Source organism: Rhizobium sp. CC-YZS058, assembly GCF_034720595.1.
GTDB lineage: Bacteria > Pseudomonadota > Alphaproteobacteria > Rhizobiales > Rhizobiaceae > Ferranicluibacter.
This window is the reverse complement of sequence record NZ_JAYESJ010000001.1, coordinates 3,121,808-3,139,315: the sequence shown is the minus strand read 5'-3', so window position 1 is coordinate 3,139,315 and position 17,508 is coordinate 3,121,808. Positions and strand designations below refer to the sequence as shown.

Below are 17,508 nucleotides of genomic sequence, written 5' to 3'. Positions count from 1 at the left end.
ACAAACATGAAGGGTGTCTGAATGTACCAGTTTTCATATGCCGAGATCATGGAAGACGGCGTTGCCGACTCCAAGGATCGTGAGCGGCAGGTGCTGGATCGATCCATTGCATTGCTCTCGGCGGCCAAGCAGCAGAAGGGCTATTCACGTGAGGCGATCGAGGCAGTCTATTTCACGCGGCGCGTCTGGATCCGCTTCATCGAGGATCTGCGCGCGGCTGACAACCAGCTGAATGAAGAGTTGCGTGCCAATCTCATCTCCATTGCCATCTGGATTCTCGGCGAAACGGAAAAGATCCGCAAACGCGAGTCATCGAACTTCCAGGGCATTATCGACATCACCACCATCATCAGGGATGGACTGAAATGAAAAGCACTTTGCGTATCTCTCTGAAGTCGGGCGAGCGGATCTTCGTCAATGGGGCTGTGCTGCGCGTCGACCGCAAGGTGGCCGTCGAGTTCCTGAACGACGTGACCTTCCTCCTCGAGAACCATGTGCTCCAGCCGGAAGATGCCACGACGCCGCTGCGCCAGCTCTATTTCATCGCGCAGATGATCCTCATCAATCCGGAAGGCGCCGACCAGTCGGCCATCATGTTCCGCAAGTCGGTGGTCATGCTGCTCAACTGCTTCAAGAACGAGGAGGTTCTCTCCGAGCTGAAGCGGATCGACGGCATGGTGGCCCAGGATCGCGCCTTCGACGCGCTCAAGGCCATCCGCGCGCTCTATCCGATCGAGGACCAGATCCTCAACACGCCGGAAATGCCTCCGGCAACGATCGAGCAGATCCGGAAGGAGATCGCACCATGGCGGTAGACGGTGTCACCGGAGTAGGGTCGGGCAACACCACCCTGACGGGCCAGTCGGATTCGGCGCAGGCGGCCAGCAAGGCGACGCTCAACTATGACAGCTTCCTCAAGCTGCTCGTGGCACAGCTGAAGAACCAGGATCCGACGCAGCCGATGGATTCCGCCCAGCAGATGGCGCAGCTCGCCTCCTTCTCGCAGGTCGAGCAGACCATCAAGACCAACTCCAATCTGGAGAACCTCCTGCAGCGGACCTCGCTCAGCGAGGCCAATGCGGTCATCGGCAAGACGGTGACCAGCGACGACGGCAAGATCACTGGCAAGGTGACCGAGGTCACGCTATATTCGGACGGAATCATCGCCACGCTGGACAACGGCAAGAAGCTGCCGATCGGTCCGGGCGTTGTCGTGAAGTAACGGGCTCCTGCGGGGGCGGTGGGATCAACAGCGCCCCTCGGAGACCCTCATCCATGAATGAAGCGGATGCACTGGACCTCGTCCAGACGGCGATGTGGACCGTGGTCGTCGCCTCCGGTCCGGCCGTGCTTGCGGCCATGGTGGTCGGCCTCGTGGTGGCGCTCATCCAGGCGCTGACCCAGGTTCAGGAAATGACGCTGACCTTCGTGCCGAAGATCCTCGCGGTGCTGGCCGCGGTGGCTCTTTCGGCACCCTTCGTCGGCTCGCAGGTCTCCATCTTCACCAATCTCGTCTTCTCCCGCATCCAGTCCGGCTTCTGACGCGCTGCCGGCGCAAGGGTCGCCGACCACCCTCGCGCAAGCTTGGCTGCCTAGACATGCCGTCAGATGGGGCAACGGATGAACGTTGCCTGCCTCTCATGATGAGACGGATTTCCGATGGCACAACCTCCTGCACTGATCATCCCGAAGGTGTCCCCGCGCGGGCGCGATGTGGGCTTCGCGCTCGGCATCGTGATGATCCTGTCGATCCTGTTCCTGCCGATCCCGCCCTTCCTCATCGACATGGGCCTTGCTTTCTCGATCGCCTTCTCGGTGCTGATCCTGATGGTCTCGCTCTGGATCCAGCGGCCGCTCGATTTCTCCTCCTTCCCGGTCATCCTGCTGATCTCGACCATGACGCGACTGGCGCTTAACATCGCCACCACCCGCGTCATCCTTTCGCACGGGCATGAGGGGCACGACGCCGCCGGCAGCGTGATCGCGGGTTTTGCCAGCCTGGTCATGTCCGGCGATTTCGTCATCGGTCTCATCGTCTTCCTCATCCTGATCACGGTGAACTTCATCGTCATCACCAAGGGCGCGACCCGTATCGCGGAAGTCGGCGCCCGCTTCACCCTCGATGCGATCCCCGGCAAGCAGATGTCGATCGATGCCGATCTCTCGGCCGGCCTGATCGACGAGAAGGAGGCCCAGCGCCGCCGGCGCGAGCTCGAGGAGGAAAGCTCCTTCTTCGGTTCGATGGACGGTGCCTCGAAATTCGTCCGCGGCGATGCCGTCGCCGGCCTGCTCATCACCGCCATCAACGTCTTCGGCGGCATCATCATCGGTTATTTCCGCCACGGCATGTCGATCGGCGAGGCAGCGGACGTCTTCGTCAAGCTGTCGGTCGGCGATGGCCTGGTCTCGCAGATCCCGGCGCTGATCGTCTCGCTCGCCGCGGGCCTGCTCGTCTCGCGCGGCGGCACCTCCGGCTCCACCGACCAAGCGGTCGTCGGCCAGCTCTCCGGCTATCCGCGCGCGCTCTATGTCGCCTCCGGCCTCGTCATGCTGCTCTCGGTCATGCCGGGTCTGCCCTTCCTGCCTTTCGCCATTCTCGGCGGCGGCATGGCGGCGATCGCCTATGTCATCCCGCGCCAGATCGCGGCAGCCAACCAGCTCAAGCGCGAGCAGGACCTGCAGACGGCGGCGCAGGTCAAGGAAACGGAGAAGGATTCGGTCAAGTCTGTCCTCAAGACGGCCGAGATCGAGCTGCTGCTCGGCAAGCAGGTCTCCACCCGCCTGCTCGGCGCCCATCAGGAACTGGCGTTCCGTGTCGGCAAGATGCGGCGCAAGTTCGCCGGGCAGTACGGCCTGATCGTTCCCGAGATCAAGGTGTCCGACGATATCGCCATTCCCGACAAGGCCTACCAGATCCGCGTCCACGGCACGACGATCGCCTCCAACACGGTGCGCGTCGGTGAGGTCATCGTGGTCACCGGCGGCGGTCGTCGACCGAGCATCCCCGGCGACGACATCCGCGAACCCGCCTTCGGCATGCCGGCGGTGTCGATCCTCGAAACCTTTGCCGAGGATCTCAAGCGCGAGGGCTTCCATCCGATCGACAACGTGTCGGTGGTGCTGACCCATCTCTCGGAAGTCATCCGCAACAACCTGCCGCAGCTTCTCTCCTACAAGGACGTCAAGATCCTCATCGAGCGGCTGGACCCGGAATATCGCAAGCTCGCCGACGAAATCTGCACCTCGCACATGTCCTATTCAGGCCTCCAGGCGGTGCTGAAGCTTTTGCTGGCCGAGCGCGTCTCGATCCGCAACCTGCACCTGATCCTCGAAGCCGTGGCCGAGCTCGCGCCGCATGTGCGCAAGACGGAGCAGATCGTCGAGCATGTGCGGGTGCGCATGTCGCAGCAGCTCTGCGGCGATCTCGCCGACAATGGCACGCTGCGCGTCCTCAGGCTCGGCAGCAAGTGGGACATGGTCTTCCACCAGGCGCTCAAGCGCGACGTGAAGGGCGAGATCGTCGAGTTCGACATCGATCCGCGGCATCTGGAGGAGTTCAGCGAGCAGGCGACCCGCGTCATTCGCGAACATCTCGATCGCGGCATGCCGTTCGTGCTGGTCAGCTCGCCCGAATCCCGCTCTTATGTGCGCATGATCATCGAACGTCTTTTCGCCACATTGCCGGTCTTGAGCCATGTCGAGCTCGCCAAGGGGCTCGAGATCAAGATTATCGGCTCCATTTCATGATCACCGACCCGGAAGGCACCGTGCTGGCGCTGTTTGCGGCCTTCTGCCGCATCGGCGCCTGCATCATGGTCATGCCGGGTTTCTCCACCGCGCGGCTCGCCATGCAGATCCGCCTGTTCACCGCGGTCGCGATCTCGCTCGCCATCCTGCCGCTCATGTGGAACGACATCTATCCGCAGATCGCCGGCAAGGGACATACCTATCTCTACATCGTCGCAACGGAGACGGTGATCGGCAGCGTCATCGGGTTGATCGCGCGCTATTATGTGCTCGGTCTGCAGTTCGTCGGCACGGTCATCACCAATCTCATCGGCTTCACCGCGCCGCCCGCCGCCGACATCCTGGAAGATTCGGGCGAAAACCAGCTGACCAACCTGATCTCCTTCACCGGCGTCCTAGTGCTGTTCATGATGGATTTCCATCACGTGATCTTCGAGAGCATCTTCGACAGCTACCGCGTCATGCCGCTCGGCGTCGGTTTCGATCCGCAGGGCGTGCTGATCACGCTGACCAACGGGCTGGAGGCGATCTTCATGATCATGCTGCGCTTGTCGAGCCCGTTCATCATCTACGGCATGCTGTTCAACGTGGCGCTCGGTCTCGTCAACAAGCTGGCGCCGCAGATGCCGCTCTACTTCATCTCCACGCCCTACATCATCATGGGCGGACTGTTCTTGCTCTATCTCGGCATCGCCGCGATGTTCCGCCTGTTTGCCGATGGGTTTGCCATCGTCATGCAGGCGATCTGAGGCCGGAGTGCTGCCGGTGATCTTGGGATCAGCGGCAACCCCCTCCGCCTCCGCTCTTGCCGCATTGTCCGACGCCGAAGCCCTTGCCCTTCGGCTGGATCGAATCTCTCCGTCGCTCGAAGGACCGCCATGCCCCAGTCCCGCTCCGAAAAGCTCAAGCGTCTCGTCACCGTGCAGCGGCATCTCGAGCGCATGGCGGAATATGAGCTGAACGAGACCGCCCGCCAGCGCCAGGTGCTTGGAGAAACGATCGATGTCGTGGTCGACGCCATGGGCTCGGGAACGCCGCTGCACGCCATGTTCTCCGGCCATTACAGTGGCCATCTCGGCCGGCTGATCCAGAAGGACCAGATGCTGCACGGCATCCAGCAGGTGCATGAAAGCCGCGTCCTGAAGGAGCGGGCCAAGGGCGACCGGCTGGAAGAGCATATGAAGGACGCCCGGACGAGCGAGGAGCGGACCGCGGCCGACGATGCGATCTATGATCTCGTCGATCAATATGTCCTCGGCGGCTCGCCAGCTTCCGGTAAGCTTGATCGCCCATAGTCCTCTGCAACAGCGGCAGGGAGCATGAGGCTCCTGACGACCCGCTCATCCAATCCTTGTCAGACCACGAAAGGCCGATGGCGTTTGCGCCGCGGCACGAGAGGACGCGTCTTCATGGCCATATCACCCCCCAGCGATCTGGTGCTCGATGTCGTTCGCGCGGCCGATCCGGCGCGGGTCGAGGAGGCGCAGGCCCGCCTGCAGGCGAACCGCGCCGCCTTCCGGGCCACCAGCCTTGCCGAAAACGGCAATGGCTTCGCCAATACGGTCGCCATTCTCAACCAGAACGAGGGCACGAGCGGGCTCGGCGATATCGACAACCGGGCCCCGGCCAAGCCGGTGCCGGAAGCCTATCGCAAATTCGAGTCCATGGTGCTGCAGAACTTCATGAAGTCGATGATGCCGCGCGACGGCGAAGAGGTCTATGGCCAGGGCATCGCCGGCAACATGTGGAAGGACATGATGGCGGAGCAGATGGGCACGGTGCTGGCGCAGGGCCGCGGCATCGGCATCGCCGAGCACATGATGACCGACCGGATCGACGATCCAGTTGCCGCCGGTCTCGTCAACGCCTCGCTCGGCGGCAATGATCGCAATGTCGCCCGCAGCATGGTCGAGCAATATCAGCGCCACACCATGGCCGATGTCATGACGGCGGATGACGACGACCGCACCACGATCGATCCGTAAGCCTCCAGCGAACCGGATCAAGACAAGGCGGCACGCATCCCGCGGGCCGTCACAAGACACCAGGAATGAACCTCACCGTCCTGAGCGCCCGATAACCGGGCGGGGCGGGGGCATGATACGGGAGTGACACATGGACGTTCAGGCAGCAGCCGATCTTCGCATCCGAGCCGTGCTCGGCCGGCTGGAAACGATTCTGGACAATGAGAATGCCCGGATCGGGGTCGATCCCTCCTTCGATCTGAAGGCGTCCAACCAGCGCAAAAGCCGCTGCCTCTACGAACTCGCCATGTTCAACCGCGACCAGGCCAAGATCGAGCTGACCGACACCTTCCGCTCGCAGACAGGGCACCTGCGCGAGAAGCTCTCCACCAATGCCGAAAAGATCGAGGCCCATCTCGAAGCCTGCCGCTCCGTCGTCGAGCTGATCAAAACCACCGCGCAGGATGTCGAAGCGGACGGCATCTACACCGAAGAGCAATTCCGCTACGGCGCCGTCTGATGATCAAACTTCTCCTCACGGGCGTCTGGGCAGCGGCGATCACCCTCGGGTCGGTCTACGTGTCGCTGCGCCACGCCTCCGCCCCGATCGAATCGAGCGAAGACGCGGCGCGCGCGGCCGTGCAGGAATATGTGCCGGGCGAGCTTATCACCGTCCCGGTCATCACCGGCGGTGCGGTTCAGGGCTATTTCCTGACCAAGCTTTCCTTCGCCGTCGACAAGACCAAGGTCGCCAAGCTCAGCGTTCCGCTGAAGGAAAGCGTCACCAACACCCTGTTCGACGTTCTGATCGGCAAGAACCTCATCAATGTCGCCGACAATTCCAGCTTCGATCTCGCCACCTTCAAGGACACGGTGAAGAAGGGGCTGAACGAGCAGATGAAGGGCGAGGTGATCTTCGAGGTCCTCGTCGAACAGCTCGAATATCTCTCCAAGGAAGACGTCAAGAAGCTCGGCAAGCCGAGCAAGGACCGCAGTCCGCCGGTGCCGATCGTCGACCGCAACGGCGACACGGCCCATGACGTGATTCCCGGCAAGGAAAAGGAAGAGGCCGCGGCCGGCGGCCACTGACGCGGCGCAAGCGGCGGCGGTCGAAGGCCGCCTGCCAGCGTTCGGCTGGCCCGGAGGCGGGGCTCACCGCCCCTCGGACAGCGTGTCGAAGACAAGGCCGGAGGCACTGGCCTTGGCGCGGCTCTTCAGCGCCGCGACGCGGGCGGTAACGCCCTGAACGTCGGTCATCACAAGGCCGGTCTCCAGTGCGAGAACGCCGATGCTGCAGCGCATCAGCGGATAGGTCCGGCTTTCGCCGTTCCGGTCGTGCCCATGAAGGCCCCCGTTCGCGCGGTCTTCCTGCGAATAGAGGGCGCAAACGCCATCGCTGAACGCGTCGAGCAGGCGGGTGAGCTCGGCTTCGATCTCCGCCTGCGCTTGACCGGCAACACCAATGAAGAAATCGTCCCCGCCGACATGGCCGATGAAATCCTCCTCGCCGATGAAGTGACGGCGCAGCAGGGCGGAAAATAGCGTGATTGCTGCATCGCCGGCGTGGAAGCCGTAATGGTCGTTGAACGGCTTGAAGTTGTCGAAATCGCAATAGCAGAAGAACCGTTGGCGATCGCCGTCGAGGATCGCATCGTGGACATGGTCGCGAATGGCGCGATTGCCGGGCAAGCCGGTCAGTGGGTTCTGGTCGCGCGCTGTTTTCAGCTGTTTCTCGCTGATGATGCGCAGCAGCGAGGAGGCCGACAGGATGCCGGCATAGCGCATGTTCTCCGTCAGGATCAGGCAGTCGCTGCCATTGGCGCCGGCAAAGATATCGAGCATTTCGTCGGCGGGCACGGTGATGTCAGCGATCGGCGCCGGGGTTGCGAAGTTTGCCACCCGCCGCTGGTACACCCTGTTCTTCAAGAGGTCCCGGCCGAAGGGATGGTAAATCAACTCCTTGAGATGGACCTCGTGGATCACGCCGCGCGGCTCGCCATTGGCGTTCAGCACGGGAAAGAAGGTCTGGCCGGGCGATGTGCGGAAAAGCTCGAAAGTGGTATCGAGCATGTCGCTTTCCCGCACCGTCGGCAGGCGCTCGATCTGTCGGCGGATGAGCACGGTATCGGCCGAGGCGGTGCGGCGGCGCGTTTCGCCGGCCTGCGCCAGATGCGGATAGTTGGGCCGCAAGTCCTCGAGGCAGACGGTCGGACGGGCGACGAAATAGCCTTGCAGCAGGTCGCAGCCGAGATCGCGGCAGACATGGAATTCCGCCTCCGTCTCCACCCCCTCGGCAATGACCCGCGCGCCGAGCTTGTGGGCCATGGTCACCATGTGCTTGACCAGATGGCGATGGCGCGGTGTGCTGTCGATCTGCGAAATGAAATGCCGGTCGATCTTCAGATAGTCTACCGCGGCGCGCGAGAGCAGCTTCAGTCCGCTGAAGCCCGCTCCGAAATCGTCGATCGCCAGCTTAAACCCGTGCTGTCGAAGGCGGCTCAGGACCCGGTCGAAGCCGGGCGCCGCATCGGTCTCGTGGCGCTCGGACAATTCGAAACACAGGCTGGACGGCGGGATGCCGGCCCGCTTCAAGCGGTCGTCCAGCCGCTGCAGCACGGCGTCGTCATCCATGCCCATCAGCCGCGTATCGAAATTGATGAACAGCGTCCGCTCCGCAAAGCCTGGGACGGCTGCGAAGGCGGCCAGAGCCCGTGTGGCCAGCATATGTTCGAGCGCCATCAGCTCGGCATTCTCATGCGCCTTGTCGAGCAGCGCGACGGGGGAGGGGAAGCCAAGCCGGTCGAAGCCGCGCATCAGGCTTTCATATCCGAAACAATCGCCCGTCGACGCTTCGACGATCGGCTGAAGCGCGGTTTCAATAACGAGTTTTGCCAGGGTGACGATCTGCTCGGCACCGAGATGGCAGGCGGGAAGCGCCGCAAGTGGAACAGCCAAGATCAACTCCTTTGGTAGATTGGCGGAACCATGACCACTGGAGTTGAATCTTTAGTTTTCGCAGTATGACAGTTCGATGAAGTTCTTTTGCAGTGCGGAATGTCGCTGCGCTTCGACTCAGTTCTTTTCGGGATTGCGATATTGTTCGCCCACCCGCCCCACTTCGGCCATCAGCCGGCCGAGAGCCACCTGGCCGTGATAGAGGCTGGCGGAGGGCAGGCCGGTGCGCCGCCACATCACGAGGCCGCGGGGGGCGGCGGCGGCAAGAAGGGCAATCGATTTGGCGAGCGTGCGGGCGCGGCCGAACAGGCCGGGCGCCGCGCGATGGTCCAGCATGGCGGAAATGGCGCCGTTGCGCAGGCTGCGGGCGTGAATCCAGTCCCATTCCGTGCGCCGCGCGGGAATCGTTTCCGTCACCGCCGCATCGGCCGCCCAGGCAAAGCGGAACCCTTTTTCACGCGCCCGACGGTAGAAATCGCTGTCGCCGCCGCCGATGAAGTTGAACAGCGGATCAAGGAAAGGGCGCGGCATGGCGTCCAGAACCGCGCGGCGGATCAGGACATTGCCGGAGGAATAGAGGATCGGCACCGGGCCGTTTGTGCCATAATGCGCCGTGAATACCGGGTGTCTGGCGCTTTTCTCCCGGGACCCTGTCTCGAAATGCGGCACCTGCGGCCCGCCCACCATGTCGGCACCGCTTTCCTTCTGTTGCGAAACGAGACGAAACAGCCAGTCCGGCTGGGCCAGCTCGTCATCGTCGATCACGGCGAGAGCCTCGAAGTTCGGATAGGCGGCCAGTGCATCGGTCCACCCGGCATTGTAGGCATGGCAATTGCCGCGCCGATGCGCGAGCACGATCCGCGCGGAGACAGGGGCCGTCTGCAGGAAGGCCCTGGCCGCCCGCGCGCCGGCCAGTCCGTCCGTGTCGTTCTCCATCACGATGATGGCGAAGGGCTTGCCAGGGTTCTGAACAACCAGGCTTTTCAGCGTCGCCACCAGATGGTCCGGGCGCCGGAAGGTCGGAAGCGTCACGACATAGGCGATGGCGTCGGCAGGGGTGACCGCGCGCTCGAAATTAAGGCTCACATCCTGGTCCGGCTCAGACATCGCGCGTGGCGCCTCTTCTTCGTAAGCGGTGACGAAATGCACTAAACCAAATCTTCCTAAACAGATGCTGAAAGCGCGAAATCGCTTTTGAATGAATGGTTTAAACGCGACTTCACGGCCCTTTGCTACTGTCCTGCCACTGCCTCTCTAACCGTGCGTGGCCTGATGCATCTCGTGTTCCTTTCCTCGCTGGTGCCGGTCGATCATCCGGCCTCGGGCTTCGACATCGCCAATCGCGTGGTGCTCGACGGTCTGCGGGCGCTGGGGCACAGGGTCACGGTGGTCGGCTATCTGCAACCCGGCCAGACGCCGGCGCCGGGCGGCGATCTCGTCCTGCTGGGTGAGCAGGAGGTGACCAATGCCAAGGTCGGTCGCGCCACCAAGGCGGCCTGGCTGGCACGGGCGATCCTGCACGGCACGACGGTTTCCTCGGCCAAGATGCTGGCCACGTCGACGGCGAAGATGCGCGCCATCCTCGCTGATCTCGCCCCCTTCGACGGTCTCGTTTTGAACTCCGTGCAGCTGGCCGGCGCCTTTGCGGGCGTCTTTGCGCGCTACCCCTTCGTCTATGTGGCCCACAATGCCGAGGCCGCGACGGCGCGGCAAAACGCATCCACGGCCGGCGGGCGTTTGGAGCGGCTGCTGTTTGCGCGCGAGGCGCGGCTTCTCGACGGGCTCGAGCGCCGCTTGACCCGGCAGGCGCTGGCGGTCTGGACCTTCTGCGAGGCCGACCGCCATGCCTTCGGCAGCGAGGTCGCGGCCCGTGCCAGTCTGGTGCCCCTGCTGCGCCAATGGCAGGCACCGCCGCGCGAGCCGGCGCACCCCGCCTATTGCCGCGATATCGGCCTGATCGGAACCTGGAGCTGGGCGGCCAATCGCACCGGGCTCGACTGGTTCCTGAACGCGGTCGTTCCGCATCTGCCCGCCGATCTTTCGATCGAGGTGGCGGGCAGCGTGCCGGACCAGCCGGTTTCGCCGCACCCGGGCCTGCGCTTTGTCGGCCGGGTCGAGGATGCGGCGCAGTTCGTGCGCTCCAGCCGCGTCGTGCCGCTGGTCAGCCGCGGCGGCACGGGCGTGCAGCTGAAAACCATCGAGACCTTTGAGGCCGGCATGCCGAGCGTCGCCACGCGGTCCTCGCTCCGCGGCATCGATGCCGTGCCGGACAATTGCGTGATGGCGGACACGCCGGAGGCGTTCGCGGCAGCGCTAGTGGACCAGGTGCGCGCCGTCCGCAGCGGGCAGACCGGACCCGTCTCCGGCTACGACTTCCACGAGCGCCAGAAGGCGGCCCTCCTTGCCGGCCTGTCTGCCGGGCTTCTGGCCTTGTCCAGGGATCCGCCGCCCATCCGCAGCGCCTTCGCGCTTCGCCCGTCGCGAAGCGCCGCCGTCCTCTCCATTCCCGACCGAGGTCTGTCCCAATGAAGATTTTTCCTCCGGTCTCGATTCGCGCCTCGCAGCGCCCGATCCTCGACCTGCCGGTCTGCGACTTCGACTGGGAGAACGCCCTGTCGTTTGCCGACGAGGTGTCGCGGCTTCCCTTCGGGCAGACGGTGATCTCGTTCCTCAACGCCAACAATGCCAATTTCCTCGTCGACGATCCGGAGTACCGGTCGATCATGGAGCGCCACGTGGTGCTGCCGGATGGGGTCGGCATGGACATCGCCTCGCAGATCCTGCACGGCGCGCCCTTTCCCGCCAATCTCAACGGCACGGATTTCGTGCCGGCGCTGATGACCTACATGACCCAGCCGCGCCGCGTGGCGCTTGTCGGGGCGAAGCGGGATGTGCTGGAACGGGCGGCCGAAGGCTTCCGGCGCCACGCGCCCTGGCACGAATTCATCCCCGTGGCCGACGGCTATTTCGACGCTGCCGAGTCCGACACGGTCATGGCCAAGGTCCGGGCCGTCTCGCCGGATATCCTCATCATCGCCATGGGCACGCCCAAGCAGGAGAAGTGGATCGACACCTATGTCGGGCCCGGGCATGCCCGCCTGGTCATGGGGGTCGGCGCGCTCCTGGATTTCATGGGCGGCGCGGTGCCCCGCGCGCCCGAAAGCGTGCGCCGGCTGCGGCTGGAATGGCTCTATCGCCTCACGGTCGAGCCCGGCCGGCTGTGGCGGCGCTACATTCTCGGCATCCCGATCTTCTTCCGCAACATCCTCTGGCAGAAATTCGCGGGACACACGATCGGTCACCTGCAGCCGGGAGCGCCCGCCAGGCTGCGAAGCTCCTCGAAAGGCTGATCGCTGATGGCCACCGCTCTGATGACCGCGTCCTATGCGCCGGATTACGAGCGCTGCCGCATCTTGTGCGACAGTCTCGACCGGCACATGCAGGGCGACTGGCACCACTATCTTCTGGTCGACAGCGGCGACGTCGCGCTCTTCTCCGCGCTTGCCGGGCCCCGCCGCACGGTGATCGACCAGCGCGCGCTCCTGCCCTGGTGGCTGCGGGCCGTGCCCGATCCCCGCAAGCCCAAGCGCAAGATCTGGCTTTCCCCCTTCGGCAAGCCGCTGCGCGGCTGGCACATTCAGCAGATGATGAAGCTCGACTTCAGCCGTCAGGCGCAGGAAGCGGCGATCATCGCCATCGACAGCGACGTGATCCTCGTGCGCGACTATGACCCGGCTGCGCTGTGGCGCGATGGGCGCCTGCGGCTCTACCGCCAGCCGAACGAGATCGTTCCGACGATCCGTTCCGACCATGTCGCCTGGCTCGCGCACAGCGACCGCCTGCTCGACATCGGCCCCTTCCGCCTTCCTGCCGCCGGGCATATCGACAGCATGGTCTCCTGGCGCGCGGACACGGCGCGGGCGCTGCTCGCGCGGATCGAAGAGGTGAACGGCTGCAGCTGGCCGCGCGCGCTGACCCGCGCCCGCGCCTTTTCCGAATACATGCTCTATGGCCGGTTTGCCGAAGAGGTGCAGGGCGGGGAGGGGCATTGGGCGACAGACCGGTCCTTCTGCCACGTCGTCTGGTTCGCCGATCAGTTGACGGACGGGCCGGACGGTCTGCGCCGCTTCGTGCGCGGTCTTGCCGATGACCAGATCGCGGTCGGCATCCAGTCCTTCATCGAATGTCCGCTGGAGGATGTGATCCGGATCGTTCGCGAGGAAGCCCCGGCACTCGCCCTCACCGGCTGACGCCGTCCTTCCCCTCAAAACCGTGTCGTGAGAGCCATTCGCGCGCCCGGTCGGGCAGCGGCGGACCTCAGATCGGCCGCGCGCCGGCTTTGGCGATCGCCGGATAGGTGAGAAGGGCGGAGGCGAGGTAGAGGGCGAAATAGACCCCGTTCAGCGTCGGCACCCAGAGCGTCGGCTCGACGCTCCAGACCATCAGCCCGCAGAGCAGGGCGATCTTCGACGCGCCGACCAGCGCCAGGTTGAGAACGCGGCGCACGGTGCGGCCGGTCGCGTAGAGCAATTCGGAGTGATATTCGACCAGATTGCGGAAGCCCGGCACGAGCAGGATCATCAGCACGAAGGGGGCGATCTCGGACACATTGCGCCCGAGCCCGTTCGGCAGGATCTTCAGGTACAGCGCCATCGAAAAGATCGCCGCAAAGGAGACGCCGGCGATGGCAAGCTCGATCAGCGGCCGGGCGAAGGGGCGGTCGAGCGTCTTCGGCGCCCGCATGATCGCCTGAACCAGGAGCATGTTGAAGGAGCGCACCGGCAGGGCGGTGAGATCGGCGAGCCGCATGATGATCGCATAGATGCCGGACACGGCCGGGCCGCCGATCGCCAGCACCACCAGCTTGTCGAATTCCGACTGCACGTAGAAGAGAATCTCGGCGCCGGCGACCGTCACGCTGTCGGCCCAGCGCCGTACATAGAGGCGCGGCTGCCAGCGTAAGCGGCGGCGCGGGTAGAAGTGGATGATGGCGATGGCGAGCGCGAGACAATTGGCGCCAAGATAGAACCAGGACCAATCAGACAGCGTGCTGTAGGACAGCGCGACGAAGGCCAGGGCCGCGAGCGTGCGCAGCGCCGTGCCCATGACCACCATGATCGAACTCAGGCCGAAGCGGCCGAGGCCGTTCAGCACGATCGACACCACTTCGAGCCCTCGCCAGCAGAGGATCTCGGCCAGCATGAAGCGCAGGAAGACACCGGCTGCCATATCGCCCCGAAACAGGACGAGGAAGATGCCGGCGCAGATGGCGGCCACAAGCGGCAGGGACAGAAGACCGGCCACCAAGAAGCCGAGTGTATAGGTGCCGACCAGGCGCGGCTTGACGGTGGCGACGCGATAGAGCGGCGAAACGAAGCCGAAGGCGAGCGCGCGCGACACCATGACCCCGGTCGCAGACGCCGTGGCGAACAGGCCGAAATCGCTGATCGGCAGCACGTTGGCAATGCAGATGAAATAGACGAGCGACAGCGCCAGCCGCACCGCCGATCCGCTGACCATCGACATATAGGCGCGGATCAGGCCGCCGTGCCGGCCATAGACTGTCTTAGCGAGCGTGATCACGAAAGGCGGTTCCTGTCTCCACGCCCTTCTAACCGGCAAAGCTTAAAAGCCTCTAACGCTGCTCGTTCGGATTGTCTCGAAGGGCGCGTCTTAACGCTTTGTTGGGCATGTTTGCTTAAGGTCCCTTCATCATCCCGCGCTGCAGGCCCGCGAGCACTCATGTTCGATCCGCACTACCCGAAAAAGGAAAGCGCTCGCCGCTCGCTGCTGGATCTGGCGCCGCCGCCGGTCGAGCCGGCTTCCGCTCCGGCCGCGCCGCGCCTGTCGTCTGCGGCCGAGGCCGCGCCTCTTCGGCCCCAAGAACCGTCGCCCACACAGCAGACGCCTCCCGAGCAGGCGCCCCCTCAGCAAGCGGGCGGGCGCGAGCCGCGCAATCGCCGGGCCAGCGACCAGCCGCTGATCGACCTCGGCACCATTGCCGACAGCGTCTGGCGGCTGCGCCGCGTCGTCATCGGCACAACGGTGCTCGGCGCGGTGGCGGGCGTGGCGCTGGCACTGACGACGCCGAATAGCTATCTCGCCGAAAGCAAGCTCTATATCGACCCGCGCGAAGTGCGGCTGACCGATTCCGATCTTTCCAAGGATGCGCTGGCGACGGAAGCGATCCTGGCCTTGATCGACAGCCAGCTCGAGGTTCTGCGTTCGCGCACCGTACTGGACAAGGTGGCCGCCGCGCTCGACCTCGACAACGACCCCGAATTCGGCTCGGCGAAGGGCAGGGCGGCCGGGGGCAGCGGACTGCCGGGCATCGGCGCCGTCACCTCCCTGCTGTCCGGCAGCCAGTCGGACCCGGCTCCGCAGCCGGAGCCGCAGAGCCGGGTGAACCCCCGCACGCTCGATACGCTCTCCGATGCCGTCTCGGTGTTTCGGGATCCGAAGACCTTCATCGTCAGCGTCGTCGTCAAATCGCGCGATCCGGCCAAGGCGGCGCGCATTGCCAACAGCATCGTCACCACCTTTTTCGCCGAGGAGCAGGCCGCGCAATCCGGCTTCTTCCAGCGCACCACCGCCGCGCTCGATACCCGGCTGGCGGAGCTGCGCAAGGAGCTCGACGTGGCCGAAGGTGCGGTGGAAGACTACAAGGCCAAGCACGATATCGTCGGGGCCGGCGGGCAGCTGATTTCCGACCAGACGCTGCTGGCGCTCAACACGCAGGTGGCCGCCGTGCGCAGCCGTATCGCCGAGGCGCGGGCCAAGGTGGACATGGCCAGCCGCACCCAGCTCAAGGACATTCTGAGCGGCGCCTACCCCGAAGAGGTGGCCTCCGCCACGCTGCAGGAGCTGCGGGCCCAATATTCGCAGGCGCGCGCCCAGCTGAGCGCGCTCGATGCCAGCCTCGGCCCGCGCCATCCCCAGAGGCTGGCAGCCAGCCAGGCGCTCGACTCCGCGCGGCTGGAAATCGACAACGAGCTGAAGCGCATCGCCGCCTCTACCCGCACGGAGCTCAACCGCGCGATCGCCACCGAGCAGGATCTCGTGCGCCAGCTTAGCGCCGGCAAGGCGGATCAGGTCAATGCCTCCGCGAGCTTCATCCAGCTGCGCGAGCTGGAGCGCAAGGCGAATGCCACGCGCACCATCTACGAATCCTTTCTGAAGCGCGCCAGCGAGACAGGGGAGGAGGAAAAGCTCAGCTCCAAGAATATCCGCGTCATTTCCGCGGCCGAGCCGCCGATCCAGCCGACCGGGCTGTCGCGCAAGGTGATCGTGGTCGGCGGCGTGTTCGCGGGCTTTGCCGCCGGCATCGGCCTCGGCGTCCTGCTCGGCATCGTCCGCAGTCTCAAGGACAGCTATCGCCGCAGCCGCCAGGGCATATCCTCCGCAATGGAGCACCCCTTGCCGCGCGACCCCGCACCGGCCAACCCGCCGCCCGCCCGGCCGCGCCGTCCGGCCGCAAACCAAGGACTCTCCACGGCGAGCCCGGTTCGCGCGCCCGCACCATCAAGACCCGCGACCGCCTCGGGCGTCGTGCGGGCTGCGGAAGGTCCCTTGCCGCCGGTGCCACCCACCCGCGAGCCGCGCCAGCCCTCCGCCCATCATGTCACCGCCACCGCCGCAGCGCTCTCCGCCCTGTCCGCGCGCCAGCGGGGCGAGCTTTCCGGACGCGACGCGTCGTCCGACGTCGCGCGGCTGCGCTCGGATCTCAAGGCCCTGAAGAGCCGCGTGCAGCAGTATCAGCAGAGCCGCAGCGCTGGGCACGGCTGAACCGCCGCTCGGGCAAAGCCGGCCTTGCCGGCCATACGTCCTTCGGATCCCTTGAATTTCTCCTGCCAGACCAGCATAGGACGCAGACGGGCCAGCGCTGGACGCGGCAAGGCCCGAGACTGGCGCAACGAGCGATCACGGCAGGAGCATTGCATGAGCATCGTCATCGACGGCAAGCAGGTGGCCGCGTCGGTCATCGACCGCGTGAAGCAGGCAACGGCCTCTCTGGAGCAGGAGGCAGGGCTGCGCCCCGGCCTGGCGGTGGTGATCGTCGGCAACGACCCGGCCAGCCATGCCTATGTCGGCGCGAAAAGCCGCATGGCCAAGGAATGCGGCTTTACCTCGATCCAGCACACGCTGCCGGAAGAGACCAGCCAGGAGGCCCTGGCCGCCCTGGTCGAGACGCTGAATGCCGACCCGGCGATCCACGGCATTCTTGTGCAGCTGCCGCTGCCCAAGCACCTGCAGGCCGAGCCGATCATCCAGTCGATCCGGCCGGAAAAGGATGTGGATGGCCTGCACGTGGTCAATGCCGGAAAGCTGGCGACGGGTGACCTGACGGGCGGGCTCGTGTCCTGCACGCCGGCCGGCGCCATGGTTCTGGTGCGCCAGGTGCATGGGGAGGATCTCTCCGGCCTCTCCGCCGTGGTCATCGGCCGCTCGAACCTGTTCGGCAAGCCGATGGCAACGCTGCTGACAGCGGCCAACGCCACCACAACCATCGCCCATTCCCGCACGCGCGATCTCGCCGCGGTCTGCCGGGAGGCGGATATCCTCGTTGCCGCGGTCGGCCGGCCGATGATGGTCAAGGCCGACTGGGTGAAGCCGGGCGCAACGGTGATCGATGTCGGCATCAACCGCATCGAGGCGCCGGAGCGCGGCGAGGGCAAGACGCGGCTGGTGGGCGATGTCGATTTCCAGGCGGTGGAAGCGGTTGCCGGCGTCCTCACGCCGGTGCCGGGCGGGGTCGGGCCGATGACCATCGCCATGCTGATGGCCAATACGCTGATTGCCGCCAGCCGCGTGGCCGGCCGCACGCCGCCGCGCTTCTGATCGG

18 protein-coding genes are annotated in these 17,508 nt (G+C 65.0%); 15 read left to right on the top strand and 3 right to left on the bottom strand.

The annotated features are described in order from the left end of the window. The first annotated feature begins 21 nt into the window (after positions 1-21). The 10 genes from flaF to U8330_RS14960 all read left to right on the top strand — a co-directional run bounded on the left by flaF (position 22) and on the right by U8330_RS14960 (position 6,800). Positions 22-369: a flagellar biosynthesis regulator FlaF gene (gene flaF / locus U8330_RS15005; protein WP_323106061.1), complete on the top strand. Its 348-nt coding sequence runs from the start codon at positions 22-24 to the stop codon at positions 367-369. Further along, complete coding sequence (gene flbT, locus U8330_RS15000) at positions 366-815, top strand: flagellar biosynthesis repressor FlbT (protein ID WP_323106060.1); 450 nt, start codon at positions 366-368, stop codon at positions 813-815. The genes flaF and flbT overlap by 4 nt, the downstream gene beginning before the upstream one ends. Continuing rightward, positions 806-1,222, top strand: coding sequence for a flagellar hook assembly protein FlgD (flgD, locus tag U8330_RS14995; protein ID WP_323106059.1), 417 nt, complete (start codon positions 806-808; stop codon positions 1,220-1,222). Before flbT ends, flgD begins: the two co-directional genes overlap by 10 nt. 53 nt (positions 1,223-1,275) lie before the next feature. Beyond that, positions 1,276-1,542, top strand: a complete 267-nt coding sequence (gene fliQ / locus U8330_RS14990; RefSeq protein ID WP_323106058.1) for a flagellar biosynthesis protein FliQ — start codon at positions 1,276-1,278, stop codon at positions 1,540-1,542. Positions 1,543-1,659: 117 nt separating this feature from the next. Continuing rightward, on the top strand, positions 1,660-3,747 hold the full coding sequence (gene flhA / locus U8330_RS14985; RefSeq protein WP_323106057.1) for a flagellar biosynthesis protein FlhA: 2,088 nt from the start codon (positions 1,660-1,662) through the stop codon (positions 3,745-3,747). Further along, positions 3,744-4,496, top strand: coding sequence for a flagellar biosynthetic protein FliR (locus U8330_RS14980; protein ID WP_323106056.1), 753 nt, complete (start codon positions 3,744-3,746; stop codon positions 4,494-4,496). The genes flhA and U8330_RS14980 overlap by 4 nt, the downstream gene beginning before the upstream one ends. Positions 4,497-4,625: 129 nt before the next feature. Then, positions 4,626-5,042 carry a hypothetical protein gene (locus tag U8330_RS14975; protein ID WP_323106055.1) on the top strand — a complete coding sequence of 139 codons (417 nt, stop codon included), beginning with the start codon at positions 4,626-4,628 and terminating at the stop codon, positions 5,040-5,042. A 114-nt stretch (positions 5,043-5,156) separates the two neighbouring features. Beyond that, the gene (locus U8330_RS14970; RefSeq protein WP_323106054.1) at positions 5,157-5,732 is read left to right on the top strand and encodes a rod-binding protein; all 576 of its coding nucleotides are present in this window, start codon (positions 5,157-5,159) and stop codon (positions 5,730-5,732) included. A gap of 130 nt (positions 5,733-5,862) precedes the next feature. Beyond that, entirely contained in the window at positions 5,863-6,231 is a 369-nt protein-coding gene (locus U8330_RS14965; protein WP_323106053.1) for a hypothetical protein, read from the top strand. Next, positions 6,231-6,800, top strand: a complete 570-nt coding sequence (locus tag U8330_RS14960) for a hypothetical protein (protein ID WP_323106052.1) — start codon at positions 6,231-6,233, stop codon at positions 6,798-6,800. The genes U8330_RS14965 and U8330_RS14960 overlap by 1 nt, the downstream gene beginning before the upstream one ends. Positions 6,801-6,863: 63 nt before the next feature. Here the strand turns inward: U8330_RS14960 and U8330_RS14955 are convergent, their stop codons facing one another. Both U8330_RS14955 and U8330_RS14950 read right to left on the bottom strand, forming a co-directional pair. Then, positions 6,864-8,669 carry a bifunctional diguanylate cyclase/phosphodiesterase gene (locus U8330_RS14955; RefSeq protein WP_416236925.1) on the bottom strand — a complete coding sequence of 602 codons (1,806 nt, stop codon included), beginning with the start codon at positions 8,667-8,669 and terminating at the stop codon, positions 6,864-6,866. Positions 8,670-8,783: 114 nt separating this feature from the next. After that, the gene (locus tag U8330_RS14950) at positions 8,784-9,773 is read right to left on the bottom strand and encodes a glycosyltransferase family 2 protein (protein ID WP_323106050.1); all 990 of its coding nucleotides are present in this window, start codon (positions 9,771-9,773) and stop codon (positions 8,784-8,786) included. A 165-nt stretch (positions 9,774-9,938) separates the two neighbouring features. Here U8330_RS14950 and U8330_RS14945 point away from each other — a divergent pair, with 165 nt between their 5' ends. Genes U8330_RS14945 through U8330_RS14935 form a run of 3 tightly spaced genes read left to right on the top strand, consistent with a single transcriptional unit; the run spans position 9,939 to position 12,916 of the window. Further along, complete coding sequence (locus U8330_RS14945; protein ID WP_323106049.1) at positions 9,939-11,195, top strand: glycosyltransferase family 4 protein; 1,257 nt, start codon at positions 9,939-9,941, stop codon at positions 11,193-11,195. Continuing rightward, positions 11,192-12,016 carry a WecB/TagA/CpsF family glycosyltransferase gene (locus U8330_RS14940; RefSeq protein ID WP_323106048.1) on the top strand — a complete coding sequence of 275 codons (825 nt, stop codon included), beginning with the start codon at positions 11,192-11,194 and terminating at the stop codon, positions 12,014-12,016. The genes U8330_RS14945 and U8330_RS14940 overlap by 4 nt, the downstream gene beginning before the upstream one ends. A 6-nt stretch (positions 12,017-12,022) precedes the next feature. Continuing rightward, on the top strand, positions 12,023-12,916 hold the full coding sequence (locus tag U8330_RS14935) for a DUF6492 family protein (RefSeq protein ID WP_323106047.1): 894 nt from the start codon (positions 12,023-12,025) through the stop codon (positions 12,914-12,916). Positions 12,917-12,983: 67 nt separating this feature from the next. On the opposite strand, the gene U8330_RS14930 is transcribed toward U8330_RS14935, so the two are convergent. Beyond that, positions 12,984-14,249: a lipopolysaccharide biosynthesis protein gene (locus U8330_RS14930; RefSeq protein ID WP_323106046.1), complete on the bottom strand. Its 1,266-nt coding sequence runs from the start codon at positions 14,247-14,249 to the stop codon at positions 12,984-12,986. Positions 14,250-14,408: 159 nt separating this feature from the next. Between U8330_RS14930 and U8330_RS14925 the strand changes: the two genes are divergently transcribed. Next, positions 14,409-16,451, top strand: a complete 2,043-nt coding sequence (locus U8330_RS14925; protein WP_323106045.1) for a GumC family protein — start codon at positions 14,409-14,411, stop codon at positions 16,449-16,451. 153 nt (positions 16,452-16,604) lie between these two features. Beyond that, positions 16,605-17,504: a bifunctional methylenetetrahydrofolate dehydrogenase/methenyltetrahydrofolate cyclohydrolase FolD gene (folD, locus tag U8330_RS14920; protein WP_323106044.1), complete on the top strand. Its 900-nt coding sequence runs from the start codon at positions 16,605-16,607 to the stop codon at positions 17,502-17,504. The last annotated feature ends 4 nt before the right edge of the window (positions 17,505-17,508 follow it).